18 protein-coding genes are annotated in these 16,467 nt (G+C 24.4%); 16 read left to right on the top strand and 2 right to left on the bottom strand.

What is annotated here, in order from left to right; genetic code table 11:
- The first annotated feature begins 313 nt into the window (after positions 1-313).
- The 10 genes from IR151_RS17395 to IR151_RS17350 all read left to right on the top strand — a co-directional run bounded on the left by IR151_RS17395 (position 314) and on the right by IR151_RS17350 (position 12,476).
- Positions 314-580 (top strand): helix-turn-helix domain containing protein, encoded by a 267-nt coding sequence (locus IR151_RS17395; RefSeq protein WP_074438451.1) that lies wholly within the window; start codon positions 314-316, stop codon positions 578-580.
- Between the two features lie 80 nt (positions 581-660).
- On the top strand, positions 661-1,839 hold the full coding sequence (locus IR151_RS17390; RefSeq protein ID WP_227436873.1) for a hypothetical protein: 1,179 nt from the start codon (positions 661-663) through the stop codon (positions 1,837-1,839).
- A gap of 511 nt (positions 1,840-2,350) precedes the next feature.
- Positions 2,351-5,116, top strand: coding sequence for a type I restriction endonuclease subunit R (locus IR151_RS17385; RefSeq protein ID WP_074438449.1), 2,766 nt, complete (start codon positions 2,351-2,353; stop codon positions 5,114-5,116).
- A gap of 61 nt (positions 5,117-5,177) precedes the next feature.
- Positions 5,178-6,722, top strand: a complete 1,545-nt coding sequence (locus IR151_RS17380; RefSeq protein ID WP_074438448.1) for a type I restriction-modification system subunit M — start codon at positions 5,178-5,180, stop codon at positions 6,720-6,722.
- 14 nt (positions 6,723-6,736) lie between these two features.
- Positions 6,737-7,930 carry a restriction endonuclease subunit S gene (locus IR151_RS17375; protein ID WP_227436871.1) on the top strand — a complete coding sequence of 398 codons (1,194 nt, stop codon included), beginning with the start codon at positions 6,737-6,739 and terminating at the stop codon, positions 7,928-7,930.
- A 129-nt stretch (positions 7,931-8,059) separates the two neighbouring features.
- The gene (locus IR151_RS17370) at positions 8,060-8,212 is read left to right on the top strand and encodes a hypothetical protein (RefSeq protein ID WP_227436869.1); all 153 of its coding nucleotides are present in this window, start codon (positions 8,060-8,062) and stop codon (positions 8,210-8,212) included.
- 340 nt (positions 8,213-8,552) lie between these two features.
- Positions 8,553-10,322 carry an RCC1-like domain-containing protein gene (locus IR151_RS17365; protein WP_227436867.1) on the top strand — a complete coding sequence of 590 codons (1,770 nt, stop codon included), beginning with the start codon at positions 8,553-8,555 and terminating at the stop codon, positions 10,320-10,322.
- 33 nt (positions 10,323-10,355) lie between these two features.
- Positions 10,356-10,724 carry a hypothetical protein gene (locus IR151_RS17360; protein WP_227436865.1) on the top strand — a complete coding sequence of 123 codons (369 nt, stop codon included), beginning with the start codon at positions 10,356-10,358 and terminating at the stop codon, positions 10,722-10,724.
- Positions 10,725-10,927: 203 nt separating this feature from the next.
- Positions 10,928-11,410, top strand: a complete 483-nt coding sequence (locus tag IR151_RS17355) for a CarD family transcriptional regulator (protein ID WP_227436863.1) — start codon at positions 10,928-10,930, stop codon at positions 11,408-11,410.
- Positions 11,411-11,762: 352 nt separating this feature from the next.
- Entirely contained in the window at positions 11,763-12,476 is a 714-nt protein-coding gene (locus IR151_RS17350; protein ID WP_227436862.1) for a LytR/AlgR family response regulator transcription factor, read from the top strand.
- Between the two features lie 467 nt (positions 12,477-12,943).
- Here the strand turns inward: IR151_RS17350 and IR151_RS17345 are convergent, their stop codons facing one another.
- Complete coding sequence (locus IR151_RS17345; protein ID WP_074124351.1) at positions 12,944-13,297, bottom strand: helix-turn-helix domain-containing protein; 354 nt, start codon at positions 13,295-13,297, stop codon at positions 12,944-12,946.
- Positions 13,298-13,479: 182 nt separating this feature from the next.
- On the opposite strand from IR151_RS17345, the gene IR151_RS17340 reads away from it, so the two are divergent.
- The 5 genes from IR151_RS17340 (at position 13,480) to IR151_RS17320 (ending at position 15,458) form a co-directional block, all read left to right on the top strand.
- Entirely contained in the window at positions 13,480-13,635 is a 156-nt protein-coding gene (locus IR151_RS17340) for a hypothetical protein (protein WP_227436860.1), read from the top strand.
- Positions 13,622-14,428 (top strand): phage antirepressor KilAC domain-containing protein, encoded by an 807-nt coding sequence (locus IR151_RS17335; protein WP_227436858.1) that lies wholly within the window; start codon positions 13,622-13,624, stop codon positions 14,426-14,428. Before IR151_RS17340 ends, IR151_RS17335 begins: the two co-directional genes overlap by 14 nt.
- Before the next feature lie 63 nt (positions 14,429-14,491).
- Complete coding sequence (locus IR151_RS17330; protein WP_227436856.1) at positions 14,492-14,716, top strand: hypothetical protein; 225 nt, start codon at positions 14,492-14,494, stop codon at positions 14,714-14,716.
- A gap of 23 nt (positions 14,717-14,739) precedes the next feature.
- Positions 14,740-15,276 carry a hypothetical protein gene (locus IR151_RS17325; RefSeq protein ID WP_074438438.1) on the top strand — a complete coding sequence of 179 codons (537 nt, stop codon included), beginning with the start codon at positions 14,740-14,742 and terminating at the stop codon, positions 15,274-15,276.
- A gap of 8 nt (positions 15,277-15,284) precedes the next feature.
- On the top strand, positions 15,285-15,458 hold the full coding sequence (locus IR151_RS17320; protein ID WP_176699525.1) for a hypothetical protein: 174 nt from the start codon (positions 15,285-15,287) through the stop codon (positions 15,456-15,458).
- On the opposite strand, the gene IR151_RS17315 is transcribed toward IR151_RS17320, so the two are convergent.
- Positions 15,438-15,815: a DUF2513 domain-containing protein gene (locus IR151_RS17315; RefSeq protein ID WP_227436854.1), complete on the bottom strand. Its 378-nt coding sequence runs from the start codon at positions 15,813-15,815 to the stop codon at positions 15,438-15,440. The genes IR151_RS17320 and IR151_RS17315 overlap by 21 nt on opposite strands.
- A 253-nt stretch (positions 15,816-16,068) precedes the next feature.
- On the opposite strand from IR151_RS17315, the gene IR151_RS17310 reads away from it, so the two are divergent.
- Positions 16,069-16,302 carry a hypothetical protein gene (locus tag IR151_RS17310; protein ID WP_074438436.1) on the top strand — a complete coding sequence of 78 codons (234 nt, stop codon included), beginning with the start codon at positions 16,069-16,071 and terminating at the stop codon, positions 16,300-16,302.
- The last annotated feature ends 165 nt before the right edge of the window (positions 16,303-16,467 follow it).

The following is a 16,467-nucleotide window of genomic DNA, read 5'->3' as shown; positions in this document are numbered from 1 at the left end:
AAAATAATGTCGAAAAATTTTTTTTATTCTAAAATTCAGCTTTTACACATCTTGAAATTGCTACTCTCTAACATGAATAATGGTCTCATCTCCGTAGTAATTTATAAGTATTGAAATTACTGCTCTCCAATATGAATAATGGTCTGTACTCCGTAGTAATTCAAATAGACAAAAACTTTTAATTTGGTTAAGATAAACTTATATAAATATAAAATTTTTAGATTATTTTTATATAAGTCTATTTTTAATAATAATCCATAAAAAAATAATGGTCTGTACTCCGTAGTAATTAATCTTATGTAAGGAGAAAATTATGAGTATTAAATATAATGATAAAAGAGTTGTATTAGTTAATTTTGAAAATATTGATAAATTAAATAACTCTGAAATTGAATACATTGATTTAGAAGATAAACAGTATTATGTAGTTCATCAAGGCAAGAAAAACAAGAGATTTACAGATGAAGAAGTAAAGAAAATAAAAGAAGATTTAGATAACGGATTGAGTATAAGGAAAGCAGAACAAAAGTATAACTGTGGTAGAAATACTATCATGAAAATCAAAAAAAACGAGTACTAGTGTTACATATTCTTACAACATGTAACTATATGTGTTATAATAAGTTTATAGAAATATTATCCAGAAAGGAGGATTATGTTATGCAAGTATTAAAACCAGTTGCTAGAATATCAAAATCAAAACTAAAAGATATCTTAGATGTTTTTAAAACTTCTATAAGGAAAGTAGAAAAAATAGATTATTCTGCTTGTAATTCTTGTGCAATAAAAAATAACCCTTCTTTTGACAATACTAAATTAAATGAATTTTGTTCAAATTGTCCTAAATTAAAAACTATATCAGAGTTTTCTTATGTTACAGAAAAAGAAACAGAGCTAGGTACAATAGAGATTGTAACCAGTGAAAGTAAATGTATGACTTTAAGTAAAAGTGCTATAAAACAGTATTTAGCATATCACTTTATAGTATCTAATAAAAATTATGTTAGAAAATCAGTATCATTCAAAAACATAGCTGATATATGCAATGTTTCTGTTGTTACAGCTAGACATAACCATAATGTATTACTACAAGTTGGATTAGTTTATTCTACAGAAATTAAAAGAGGTAAATTCGATATAGTTATAGATGAAGAATACAAGAATCATCTTAAAAAAGAAGATGGTGGAAAAGGTTACTTAACTATGTCATTAGATACTTTAAATCACTTATTAAGTTTTGAAAATGTAAATGAGTTAAAACTTGAAATTAAAAAGTTAATTTGGGCTGATGCTAAAGGAAGTAAGTTAGGTAAAAGAATACGATTTAAAAAAGATAATCTTATATCCATACTTCCAGAATACATAAAGAAATCAAACAAGCGTACAGAAGCCTTTTTAAGGAGTTCTAAAACTCTATTTGATATAAGTAATGATACAATAGATACAAAGCGTTACGAGACGAAAGAAACCATCTCAGATAAATATACAGAATCAATTAGAATAAAAATATTAAAATTCTTTGACGATACTGGTTGCTCTTTGAGTTCTAATTATAGTAAAGTGTTATCTCAGATAAATTTAGATAGACATAATTTATTTGAAGAAGATTTAAAAAGTAAATTAGAAATGGAAAAAGATATTATTATAAATGACTTAGTTGGATTAGCAGTGCAATATGGTATTAGTAGAGTTCTAGCAGCATTAGATTATATGTTTAATAAATATACAGTTGATGAAGAAGATACAAACTATAATGAAATAAATAATCTAGGCGCATTTATAAGAACATTGATTGTTCAGAGCATAAATAAAAATGGAAGTCTAGCAATAGCAATTTAATATATGGAGTAGTTCAAAAAAATTGATTTTGGCTACTCCTATTAGTGTTTATATTCAAATAATAAAATACTTAAATAGAGCTATAAAGAGTGTAAAATCTCTATTAGCTCTATTTTTTTATGCTTATTCTAATTAATTTATATACACAATAGAAAGTTTTTTATACATAATAATAACTTAATTTTCCATTATATAAATATAATTATACAATTTAATAAGAAACTTATTCAAAAAAAATAATAATACATCAACAATATATTATTATTAAAAATTAATTTTTATTGTATTTATTGCAATTACCTTACTACATAGAATTTCCACTTTTTCTAATTACTGAATTTAATTCGTGTTCTTAATTATTATTAATAATTCCTGATTTAATTTCTGAGAAACTATTTAATAATATTTTTGTAATATTTACTAAAAAATTGAACATTTAATTAATGAAAACTTTATAGGAAATATTTTACATTGTATAATAATAGTATAAATATTTTAAAGGGGATAAATTATGGGATATCAAAGTGAACCTGAATTAGAAGAATTATTAATTAAACAATTAGTAACTCAAGGATATAGTCAAATAAATATAAGTAGTGAAAAAGAGTTAGAAGAAAACTTTAGAGAACAATTATATTTACAAAATAAAGAAAATCTTGAGGGAAAAAGACTTACAGATAAAGAATTTGAACGTGTACTAGCACAATTAAAAGGAAAGTCAATATATGAAAGTGCAAAAATACTTAGAGATAAATTTATAATTCAAAGAGAAGATGATTCAAATGTATATTTAACACTGTTTAATACTAAAAATTGGTTTGAAAATAAGTTTCAAGTCACACATCAAACGACTGTTAAAGGAAAGCGTGTAAATAGATATGATGTAACGATACTTATAAATGGATTGCCATTAGTTCAGATTGAATTAAAACGTAGAGGATTAGATTTAAAGGAAGCTTTTAATCAAATAAATCGTTATAGAAAAGATTCTTTTAAAGGATTATATAAATATATTCAAATTTTTATAGTTAGTAATGGGGTGGAAACAAAATATTTTTCAAATAGTGATAAAGATATTTCATTTATTCATACTTTTTTTTGGACAAATATAGAAAATAAAAGAATAAATAGGCTTGAAGAATTTACTAAATCATTTTTAAATCGAAGTTATCTTACTAAAATAATATTTAAGTATATGGTATTAAACAGGAGTGGTAAATTTCTGATGGTTATGAGACCATATCAAATATATGCAGTAGAAGAAATATTAAAACAAGCATCTGAAACTAATGAAAATGGATATATATGGCACACAACAGGTAGTGGAAAGACATTAACTTCATTTAAAGTTAGTCAATTATTATCTAAAGAATCAGATATAAAAAAAGTATTTTTTTTAGTTGATAGGAAGGATTTAGATACTCAGACATTAGAAGAATTTAATAGTTTTGAAAAAAATTCAGTTGATACCACAGATAAGACTAAAAAATTAGTTCAACAAATTGAAGATATAAATAAAAACTTAATTTTAACTACAATACAAAAAATGGCGAATGCAATAAAGTCAAAAAAACATGTAGAAGTAATGGAAAGATATAAAAATGAAAAAGTTATATTTATAATAGATGAATGCCACAGATCACAATTTGGCAAAATGAATACCCTTATTGACAAACATTTTTCTAATGCACAATATTTTGGATTTACTGGTACACCTCGCTTTGTTAAAAATAAAAGTCAAAATGGAAAAACAACATCTAGTTTTTTTGGTAGATGTTTACATACATATCTAATAAAAGATGCCATAAATGATGGAAATGTATTAGGATTTTCAGTAGAATATATAAAAACTTTTAAGGGAAAATTTGATGAAAATGATGATACAAAAGTAGAAGATATTGATACTAATGAAGTATTTGTATGTGATGAAAGACTTGATTTGGTAGCAAAAAATATAGTTAAAAATCATAACTTAAAAACAAGGAATGGAAAATATAGTGCTTTATTTACAGTTCCTAATATATCTATACTTGTAAGATATTATGACAAATTTAAAGAATTGAATCCTGATTTTAAAATAGCAGCCATATTCAGTTATGGGGTTAATGAAGATAGTGAAGGAAGAGACGAACAATCAAGAGATAGTTTAGATAGAATTATTAATGATTATAATAAAAATTATGATACAAATTTTTCAACAGATACATTTACTAATTATTTTAAAGATGTATCTAAAAAAATGAAAAATGGGAAGATAGATTTGCTGATAGTTGTAAATATGTTTTTAACTGGATTTGATAGTAGTAAATTAAATACTCTATATATAGATAAAAATTTAAAATATCATGAATTATTACAAGCATATTCAAGAACTAATAGGATAGATGGTATTACAAAACCTTATGGGAACATAGTTTGTTATAGAAACTTAAAGAAAAATACTGATGAAGCTATTTGTCTTTTCTCAAACACTGATAATACTAATGTAGTTATTATGGATGATTATAATGAATATTTAAAAATGTGGAAAAGTTCATTAGATAAGTTGTATAAGATAGCTCCTACTCCAGATTCTGTTGATGATATACAAATAGAAGAAGAAAAAAAAGAATTTATAATATGCTTCAGAGAACTTTCTAAAATATTATCAAAACTACAAACATTTGTAGAATTTGAATTTAAAGAAGAAGTATTAGTTATGAGTGAACAAGAATATCAAGATTTTAAAAGCAAATATTTTACGATATATGATAGTTTAAAATATGCTAAAGGTGAAAAAGTATCTATATTATCAGATATTGATTTTTGTATAGAGCTTATGCATACTGACAAAATTAATGTCAGTTATATTATGAATCTAATAAGAGATATAGATTTAAGAAATAAAAATAAGAGAGATTCAGATATTAAATACATAGTTAATGAATTAGGTAGGGCTGATAATGAAGAACTAAGATTAAAGGTTGATCTAATTAAAGAATTCTTAGAAAAAGTTGTTCCTAAGCTTACTCCAGAAAATTCTATAGATGTTGCATATAATGAATATGAAGAGATTAAGAAAGAAGAAGAAATTAGTGAGTTTGCAAAAGATGTTGGTTTAGACAAGTATGAATTAAAACTGTATGTTTCAGAATATGAGTATTCTGGAATTTTAAATAAAGAAGATATAAGTAGTTATGTAAAAGTAAAATTAAAACCAAAACTTATAGATAGAAGGAGAATAGTAAATACTGTTGTTAACTTTGTACAAAATCATGTAAGAAAGTTTACTCTTTAGACATATTTTAGTGTAAAATAATAATGGTTTAATTATTCAGTAGTTAAAGGAGAAGTAAAAAATGCAGACAAATGAAAAGCAACAAGAGCAACAACAAGAATTATATAAAAAGTTATGGGATATGGCTAATGATTTAAGAGGAAATATGGAAGCTAATGAGTTTAAAAACTATATTCTTGGATTAATATTTTATAGATATCTTTCAGAAAAAGTTGAAAATAAAGTGGAAGACGAGCTTTCAAGTGATGATATGAATTACTTTGAAGCGTGGGAAGATGATAAATATAAAGAAGAATTAATTAAGATATTATCAGAAGATATAGGTTATTATATTGAACCTAAATACTTATTTTCAACAATAATAAAAGAAATTGAAAGTTCAAATTTTGATATAGAAATGTTACAGAATGCTATAACAAATATGATTGAGTCTACAATAGGTAAAAAAAGCCAAGATGAGTTTGATAATTTATTTGATGATATGGATTTAAACTCTACAAAATTAGGAAGAGATGTAAAAAGCCGTTCAAATTTAATAGCAAAAGTAATTGCAAATGTAAATAGTATAGATTTTGCTTATGAAGATAGTGAAATAGACATACTTGGAGATGCATATGAATATTTAATAGGTCAATTTGCTGCTAATGCTGGTAAAAAAGCTGGTGAATTTTATACGCCTCAACAGGTTTCAAAGATATTAGCTAAAATTGTTACTGTTGGTAAAAAAGATTTGAAGAATGTTTATGACCCAACATGTGGTTCAGGCTCATTACTTCTTAGAGTTTCAAAAGAAGCTAATGTACGTAAATTTTATGGACAAGAATTAACTTCGACTACATACAATTTAGCTCGTATGAATATGTTACTTCATGATATAAAATATTATAATTTTGATATTAGAAATGATGATTCACTTGAGCATCCAGCACATTTAGATATGAAGTTTGAGGCTATAGTTGCCAATCCTCCATATTCGGCTAAGTGGAGTGCTGATATAAAATTTATGGATGATGAAAGATTTAGTTCATATGGAAAACTAGCACCTAAATCAAAGGCTGATTTTGCTTTTGTACAGCATATGCTTTATCATTTAGATGAGGAGGGTACTATGGCAGTTGTATTACCTCATGGAGTATTATTTAGAGGTGCAGGAGAAGGCATTATAAGGAAATATATCATAGAAAAGAAAAATGTTTTAGATGCTATTATAGGGCTTCCTCCAAATATATTTTTTGGAACAAGTATCCCAACTGTAATATTAGTATTTAAAAATAATAGAAAAAATTCTAATAATATCTTATTTATAGATGCATCAAATGAGTTTGAAAAGGTTAAAAATCAAAATGTTCTTAGAGATTGTGATATAGATAAAATAGTTAATACTTACGTTGAAAGAGAAATTATTGATAAATATTCTTATAGAGCTAAAATTGATGAAATAAGAGAAAATGATTATAATTTAAATATTCCTAGGTATGTTGATACCTTTGAAGAAGAAGAAGAAATAGATATTTTTGAAATTAGTGAGAAAATAAAAAAACTTGATGAAGAAATAGTTAATATTGATAAAGAATTGGCTGTTTACTTAAAAGAACTTGGAATATAAGGGAGGTATTAAATATGAAAAATATACCAAATCTTAGATTTTCAGGGTTCAAATATGAATGGAAGGAAGAAAAATTAGGAAATATCGTTGATAAATTTCAATATGGTATGAACTCATCTTCAAAAAAATTTGATAATATAAATAAGTATATAAGAATAACTGATATAAATGAAAATACAAATAAATATATTTCCTCAAACCCAGTTTCGCCATCAGGTTTACTGGAAGATAAATATTTAGTTAAAGAAAATGATATTTTATTTGCAAGAACAGGAGCAAGTACTGGTAAAACTTACATTTATAATAAAGAGGATGGAAAATTGTATTTTGCAGGATTTTTAATAAGAGCAAATGTTATTAAAAGTTATAATTCTAAATTTGTATTTTTCCAGACATTAACTGAAAAGTATAACAGATGGGTAAAAGTTGTTTCCATGAGATCTGGACAACCAGGTATAAATGCTGAGGAATATGCAAGTTATTATGTAAATATACCTTCATTAAAAGAACAAGAAAAAATAGCGTCTTTCTTTACATTGATTAATAAAAAAATTGAAAAACAATCAGAAAAAATTGAGTTACTTAAAGATTATAAAAAAGGTATGATGAAAAGAATATTTTCTCAAAAAATAAGATTTAAAGGTTATTTGAGTTGGAAAGAAGGAAAACTTAAAGATATCTTGAATGAAAAGTTATATAAAATCAATAAGCCCCTAAACCCATACTGGAGATTAGGTATTAGAAGCCATGGAAAAGGAACTTTTCATGAATATGTAGCAGATCCATCAAAAATAAATATGGATAAATTATATGAAGTTAAAACAGATATGTTAATTGTTAATATAACCTTTGCTTGGGAGCATGCAATTGCAATTACTAATGTAAAAGATGAAGGAAAATTAGTTTCTCATCGCTTTCCAACATATGTCTTTAAAAATAATGCAAGAGATACTTTTTACAAGTACTATATATTAACTCCAAAATTCAAGTATTATTTAGTAAATGCATCTCCTGGAGGAGCAGGAAGAAATAGAGTCTTAAATAAAAAACAATTTTTAGAAATACCAATTCCAATACCATCAATAAAAGAACAAGAAAAAATAGCTTCTTTCCTTTCTTTAATTGATAAAAAAATTGAAAAAGATGAAGAAAAATTAGAACTATTAAATCAATATAAAAAGGGATTATTACAACAAATGTTTGTATAAATTATAAAAAACTTCTAAGTATGCTTGAATGTATACATAGAAGTTTTTTTATATTGCAAAAAATTTAAAAATCATAAAATTAAAAATCTATTAAATTTATATTATAATAAATTTAAAGGAGTGGATAAAATGAAAAATAATTTTACAAGTATATCTAATGAGATTAGATTTCATGTAGAAAATATTTTAAAAAGTGAGGATAGGGATTTTGCAGTTCAAGAGATAAGAGACGAATTACATAAAAGAACAAATACGGAATTTGGTTCAGGAGTGCTTTCATGAGTATTAAACAGGTTAAAGCTATGCAATTCAGAGGTTTTTTATACAGCTGGAAGGGGGTTATATAGATATAAAAAACAAGATAGTTTTGAAAATGAAATTCAAAAAATGTAGTTGAAATATTAAATAAAGCAGTAGAAACAATAGACAAGAGTAAACAAACTATTGATATATTAAGTATAGAGGAAGAAGATTAAAAGTAGATTTAATAAAAGCTCAATAAAAAATTAATTAGATTAAAAGTAATAACTTTATATGGTTATTTCTTTTTTTTACCAATTAGTCTATAAGTATACTATAATTATCTTGAGGAAAATAATCATATAGAGGGAGAAATTGAGGAATGGATAGATTTGAGATATTGAAGTATCTAGAATTTGATGTTTGGCATTCAGAATGGCCATTAGAGCTTCTCAAAGGGGCTATAACAAAAGATAATGCTACTAATAATTTATTATTACAACTAAAATTGTGTAATATATCTGATAAGGAGATAAAGTCTGCATATTTTAAAATAGAATGTTTTAATGATGCAGGAGATTTGATAGATGGTAATTTAAAGCATGTTTATCAAGATATAAACATTAAACCTCATGAATGTCTTGGTGATGACATTGCTATAAGAATAAATGATAATAAAACAAGAACAATAAATGTTATATTAGAACAAGTAGTGTTTTCAAATAATGAAGTCTATAAATATGAAAGAGAAGAAGGTTTAGTTATACCTGAATTAGATAAAATAGGATTGTTAAAAACAGAATTATTAGAAGAACTTAAAAAAGATTATGAAGAATATGACTTTGAATATGAAATTAAGTATATGCCTAATATAATAGAAAAAAAAGCATGGAATTGTTGTTGCGGTAAAATAAATAAATTAGAAAAAGATAGGTGTAATAATTGTAAGAGAAGTAAAACACTACAAATAAAAAAGATAAATAAAAATTATTTAGAATCTCTTCACAAAAAAAGCTTAAAAAATAAAAAAGAAATAGAAATCAAGCTTGAAAAAGATAATAAATGTAAAAAACATAAATTAAAGAATATAAATAAAAACAATAAAAAAAAGTCAATGTTACTAATAAGTATATTATTAATTTTTATTATCTTTATTGGTAAAAATATTATTAATAAGCATGTTTTTTTAGATGAAATAAAGTATAAAAATGAATATAATAAAAAAATATCTGTAGAAAAAGATAATGTATATATGTTAAAAGATAATGGAAAAGTAACACATAGAAAAGTGAATGGTGAAAGTAGTTCTATATCTGGTTGGGAAGATATAATATCTATAGTATCATATGAGGATTCAATAATAGGATTAAAAAAAGATGGTACTGTTGTTTCTAAAGGACTTGAAGATTCAGATTCAGATAATATTAGTAAATGGATAGATATAATAGATATAGAATGTGATAGTGGAACTTTTGTAGGATTAAAAAAGGATGGTACTGTCGTTGCTACTGGAAATAATGATTATGGTCAATGCAATGTAAAAAATTGGTCTGATATAGTAAGCATAGAGATAACAAAATCAACTATTGAGTATATGAAAAATACAACAGTAATAGGAATAAAAAAAGATGGAACAGTATTACTTACAGGATATGATAGTTCAACTCATAGAAAAGAAACAGATAAATGGAAAGGAATATCAAAAATAAAATGTGGTTCCTATAGTATCTTTGGAATAAAGAATGATGGAACAGTAGTTGTATCAGGTGGTGCTTATGATATTAAAAGTTGGAAAGATATAAAAGATATACATATTGGATTATGTGGGATAGTGGGGATAAAAGAAGATGGAACAATAATAAGTACAGATGAAAAATTTAATGAAATCATTAAAGATTGGAAAAATATTATTTCTGCTGAAATAATAGATAATCATGAAGGTGTTTCTATTATAGGAATTAATTCAAACGGAGATATTTTAACATCTAGTAGAGGTCAGAACTTAGATAATATAAAAAGATTAGAAGATGTGGAATATATAAATTTTGATGACCCTATTGATAATTTTTTAGTGGGCATAAGAAAAGACAATGTAATTTTTATAAGAGGAATAAACAATACTATAGCTGAAGAATACAATGAAGAAATATAAGAATAAATATTTTAATTTGGGGGTATAGAAAAAATGAAGAATTACATAGCAAGATGTTTATCAAATATGGGAGTATTTTTGGCAGGTATACAAGTATTAGCAGGTATAATAATCATGTGTCAAAAAGTAGAAATTCCATATGATTACTTATCAGATACTTATGAACAATATAGTCCTATTATGATTGGTATTGGTGCTGGAGTGATAGTTAGTGGAATAGTTATATGTTTAGTTTTAAAAGGATTGGCAGAGTTAGTTGAAAATTCTACTAATCAAATGGAATATCAGAAAGGGATATTAACTCTATTGAAAAATAACAATGGTATTATTAATGAATATGAAAATATTAGCAAAGTTAAGTTAGAAAAGCAATTTACAAATGAAGAATTACCAAAACTATAGACAAATATGAACCAGTTCAATATGAGCTGGTTTTATTATATTCTAATAGTAAAATTGTATGCATGTATTTATATATAAACTTATAATTATAATATAATAAAATTGACTTGTCAAGTAGTTTATGGTATAATATAAATTATTAGATAGTAAAAACATTGTACCTAAGTTGCAATATCTAAAATCCAGTTATGGAGGTATAATATATGTATAAAATTGGTGAAAATGTAATGTATCCAAAAGAAGGAGCATGTTATGTGAGTGATATTGTAACAAAAGAAATAAACCATCAAGAACAAAAATATTATGAATTAATTGTTATTTTTAATAGTAGTCTTAAAATTTCTATACCAGTTAAAAATGCTAATAAAGTTGGTGTACGTAGAGTTATCAATGAAGGTGAAATTAATAAGCTCATTCAAGATATTGATAAGAGTAATGATATATGGGTGTTGGATAGAAAAGAGAGATTTAAATTGTATGATAAAAAACTTAAGTCAGGAAACATATTTGAAATAATAAGGTTGATTAAGATGCTTGAAATACAAAATTCTGCAAAGAAATTATGTAGTACAGATAAAGCTTTTTTAGTTAAGGCTCAGAAATTTGCTTTATCAGAATTAGCAGCTACTCAATGCAAATCTTATGAATCTGTATTGAAAGAGATGTCAGAACATATCTTAAATTAAAAAAAATTAAACCAGCCAATAAGACTGGTCTTATTTTTTTTGACTAATAACTGATGTTAATTGTGTTAAATCTATATAAAAATATATAACATACTTATCTAATTACATATAAATACTAGATTTGCTTTTTTAATTCTCAAGAGATTCTTTAAAAATATTCTATTAAAACTCAGTGCTAATTGAAGTGCTGAGTTTTTTATGTAACAATAAATTATATTAATATAAAAATATATTCTACATTTATAAAATGATAAAATAACCATTTATAATACATTAAATTACATTAAAGTAAAAAAAGTATATGTCGAAAATATATAATATTCAATGACTATATACTTTAAGGAGTGGTTTAATGATTATAATTATTTGTGAGAATAACGATATGCAAAGAGATATCCTCTATGATTTTATTAAGATATTTTTAAATAAAATCAAAATAAAGAAATATAAGACTTTATTGTTTAAGAATGGAGAGGATTTATTGCAAGAGTATCCAGAGAAAGTTGATTTAATTTTGATGGATATAAATTTAGGAGGCAGAAATGGATTTGATATTTCAAAAGATATTAGAAAATTTGATAAAGATGTAAGAATAATTTTTGCAACTGCATCAGATAAGTATGCTATTAGAGGTTATGAGATAAATGCATTTAGATATATGATAAAACCAATATATTATAAAGAGTTTGAAAAATCTATGCTTGACTTTGCAATTGATTGGAGAAAAAGAGAGGCTATTATTACAATAAAAAGAAAAAGTAAAATAATAAAAATAGACGAACATAATATTTTGTTTGTTGAAATAGTGAATAGAAAGCTAAGAGTTGTTACTAAAGATGAGGAGTATATAATAAATGATAAGATGGATTTATTTGAAGAAAAGTTGAAAGAGAATATTTTTTTTAGATGCCATAAGAGTTATCTTATAAATTTATTAGAAGTAACTGACTTTAATTATAACTTTGTTTATTTAACAATAGATAAAATAAAACTTAAAGTAGCTCCTAAAAAGACAAAAGAACTTAAAAAAAAACTAGCCGATGTTTTTAGTGAAATATTATGGTAAAGTAGAAAGATTTGTTTTTGTTAATCGAATGTATGTTCTTGATAAAAACATGGATAAGAGTTATAATATTATTGTGTAGGAAAATAGGAAAAATATTAATATTTTTGAACATTTTGACATTAATTGTGATTTTAGTGTTGAATTTCTGTTAAAAAAATTTTATCATTTAATCAGAGAAATCTACTATTATAGAGTGGAAGGTTGTTAATTATAAATGATTTTAATTTATTTAAAATAAAATTTTTTGTTTCTTAAAAGAACGAATGTTCTGTAAAAGTGTAGACTGAGGGGATGTTTATTAAAAGATATTAGATTATCTTGCTTAATTTATAATGCACATATGGGGGTTATATACTAATGAAAAGACAAGTCATGAAAGAAATACTTAAAATGCTAGAAAAAATGGATTTATCTTATTTACTCATAATCAAAAGTTTTGTATCTAAATTAAAATAGCCCTTATTGGGCTATTTACTAAGTTTATCAATTACTTTCTGTATAACTTCTCTTTCATCATCAGTAAGCTCAGCAAATGTTAAGAATACTTTTTTTAAAAATTCATCATTACTTGAAAATGTTTTACCCATCATTGCTGCTAATTCAATATCATCTATATTTTTAAACATTTCTCCATTTCCATTTCGCAACCAGTCCTCATTTACATTAAAAACTTCACATATTTGAGATATATGACGCTCAGTAATATTTCTTTCTCCATTTTCTAATTTTGAAATAGATGCAGATGTTAATTTTAATTTATCACCAAATTCTTTCTGAGATAAACCTAATTCTTTTCTTAATTTTTTTAAATTACATATCATTGTGTTCAAGTCATCACCTCCAATAATTAAATTATACAGTTCCATATTGACAAAGTCAATAAAAATGATTCTGATATGAAACAAAGTACAAAATTATATTGACAAAGTATAATATTGAATATACAATGTATTTATGATAATGAAATAAAAAATGTACAAAATTAATAAAGGAGAGTGAGTTCATGAAAAATAAAAGATACAAAGAATTAATAAAAATGATATATTCCTTTAAAAATATAACAAATAAAAATCAAAATATTGTATATGAATTGTCTTTAGAAATTATCTCTAATAGGAAAGATAGAATAGGAGGAGTGATTGAAAATGAAAGATATTAAAGTTAAAGGTCAGCAGAGATTCATGAATCTAGAGATACCTATTATAGAAGGTGGTTTTGGTGAAGATAAAAAATGTATGACGGATAAGACTATATCTGAAATACACAATATGGAGATAAAACATGTTAGAGAGTTAATAAATAGGAATATTAGAAGATTTGCAAATACTATTGATTTTATAGATTTAAAAGTGGTCGTTGATAACGACTACAATTTAGAAGTATTGGGGTTGCTTGGTTATAGAAAAATGCAAATATCAAAAGCAAATAATATTTATCTTTTATCTGAAAGAGGATATTCAAAATTAATTAAGATAATGGATACTGATTTGGCTTGGGAAATACACGATAAAATAATGGATGAATACTTCAATATGAGAAAAAAGCTCATAGATAGCTATATGATACAAGACTCTATTGAAAGAGCTAAAAGATGGATAGAAGAAGAAAAAGAAAGATTATTACTTAAAGAAACAATTCAAGTTCAGCAGCCTAAAGTAGAATATCATGACAAAGTATTAAATCCTGAAAAATTAGTGACTACAACAGATATTGCGAAAGATTTAGGAATGTCTGCACAAGGTTTAAATGCTTTGCTGTATACGAATAAGATAATATACCCAGTCAAGAAAAATGGAAGGACTAAATGTTGGAAACCTTATAAGGATTACCAATGGTTGATACCTGAATATGCAGATTTTAAAATAAGTGAATATGATACACAATTAAAATGGACTGAAATAGGTAGAAAATGGTTGATAGAATTTGTAGAGAACATTAAAAAAATAAGTTAAAGCAAGAAGTTAAAATGTACTTTGAAAATTAAATATTTAAAAACATAAAAGATAGGTGATTAAATGATAAAACAAATACTAAATAAAAGAGGTAGTCTATTAAATCTAGCAAGTGAGTATTTGACAGAACAAGACTACCTCGACTTTCAAGGATGGTATACACATAGATATAGTAAGCTGAATGCTTATGATGCTTCTATAAATGAATATTTAAATTATAAAAATGACAAAAAATTAATAACTTATGTATTTAATTTAAAATTTCAAGAAGCTCTCATAGAAATATAATATTACTAAAAATGGTGATTGAAATGAATTATAATTATATAACTAAAATTGACTTGAAATATGGAAATACACAATTTGGATTTGAGAAATATAGCGATGCTTTAAACAAGTACAGAGAACTTAAAGAAGAATTTAAGTATGTTCCATGTGTTATAAAACTTCATTCATATGTAGCACATCAAGATTTATATGTGAAAGAAATTAAAGCTGATGGTTTTGAAAAGAAATATTCAGATACTAAAAGTTTAATAAATTTATTCAAGGAAGATAAACAAAGAATATTAAATGAATTAAGTATCTGTGATAGAAAAAGAGAAGAAATACTACATATGATAGAGGAAATGAATTTAGATATAGCCTCTTTAAATTATAAAATTGATACTATTAAAGAATTAAAAAATATTTTAGTTAAAAGGAGGTTAGTAAAATATGAGTTAAACAAATATTTAGCATTTGATAATACTTTAAATGAAATTAATCAAAAACTAGATAAGTATGAAACTAAATATAAACCACTAGAGAATCAAGGGAAGAGTAAATTTAAGAAAAATAAAAAGTAGGTGATTAAATGCATGATGTAAGAATAGAAACAAATCGAAATATAACAAAAGTTATAATTAATGGACATGATATAGGTGATATTATTGGATGTAAAATAATAAGTTCATTTGTTGAAAGTGGAATGAAAAATGAACTTACTATTAAACTATCTGTGAAAAATTTAGAAATTATTGCTAATTAGAGTAGTTATAACGTTAGATGCAATTTCAGTTAAAACATTAATAGATGTAGAACCAACTTTTGAAGCAACTTCTTTAGTTTTATTCCAATTTGTGTTTAAACGTATATTAGCTAAAAATTCATGACCTAAAGGTGTTAAATCATCAATAGTACAGTAAGCTGAAGTCCAAGAAACTCTGGTAAAAAAACCGTATAAGTTACATTGCCTTATATGATACGAAATCTCTTCATCGTTGTACATTTGTAATAATTCATAGTTGTTTTCTTCTTTTCTGTTATAATACATAATTTGAGAGAAACTTGTATTTTCTTCTACAGTTAATAATAAATCTCTAATACAATCAGGATTTAATCTCATAATGTTACCACCTTTTAAATTAATTTGAAGTTCTTAAGTTAATTATATCAAATATATAGTTGAGGTATATAAATTTAAAATAAAAAGGTAGGTATAATTTAATGCAAGAGTATCAATTTAACTTACTGGAAAAGATTTGTACTTAAAGAAAAGTATACAAGAGATTTTTAGAATAATTGGAAAATGTGGTTGTAGTAATAAATGTAATAAGAAAAATTGTAAGATGCTAGAAAAACTATAAGGAGGTATGTGTGTGGAGAATAAAGTTGAATTAACACAGGAAGATATAAAAAACACTTTAGTTGCTTTAAATACTATTAAATATATTTGTACAAAGTCTAAACACTGTAAAAATTGCCCTATAGGATACATAAAGAGTATAGATGAACATGACTGTATGTTACATAAATTAGTAGAAAGTAATTTATTGCCAGTTGATTGGCATATAAAAGAAGTTTCAAGATTACTAGATACAACAGTTAACTAATAAAAAACTTAAAGGAGTGTTTAAAATGAAGGAAGATCCAGTAAAAGTAAAAAATGTGAATGTGGTGGAGATGTATATGAACTTAATACAAAAATAGGTATTGTATATCAATGTAAAAATTGTGGTGAAATGTATAAATAGTGCTAAAATATTAGTTAAAGAAGA

Origin of the sequence: Clostridioides sp. ES-S-0006-03 (genome assembly GCF_020662275.1) — a bacterium.
Lineage (GTDB): Bacteria > Bacillota > Clostridia > Peptostreptococcales > Peptostreptococcaceae > Clostridioides.
The sequence above is the reverse complement of the archived record's forward strand: the minus strand, read 5'-3'. Positions and strand labels throughout refer to the sequence as shown.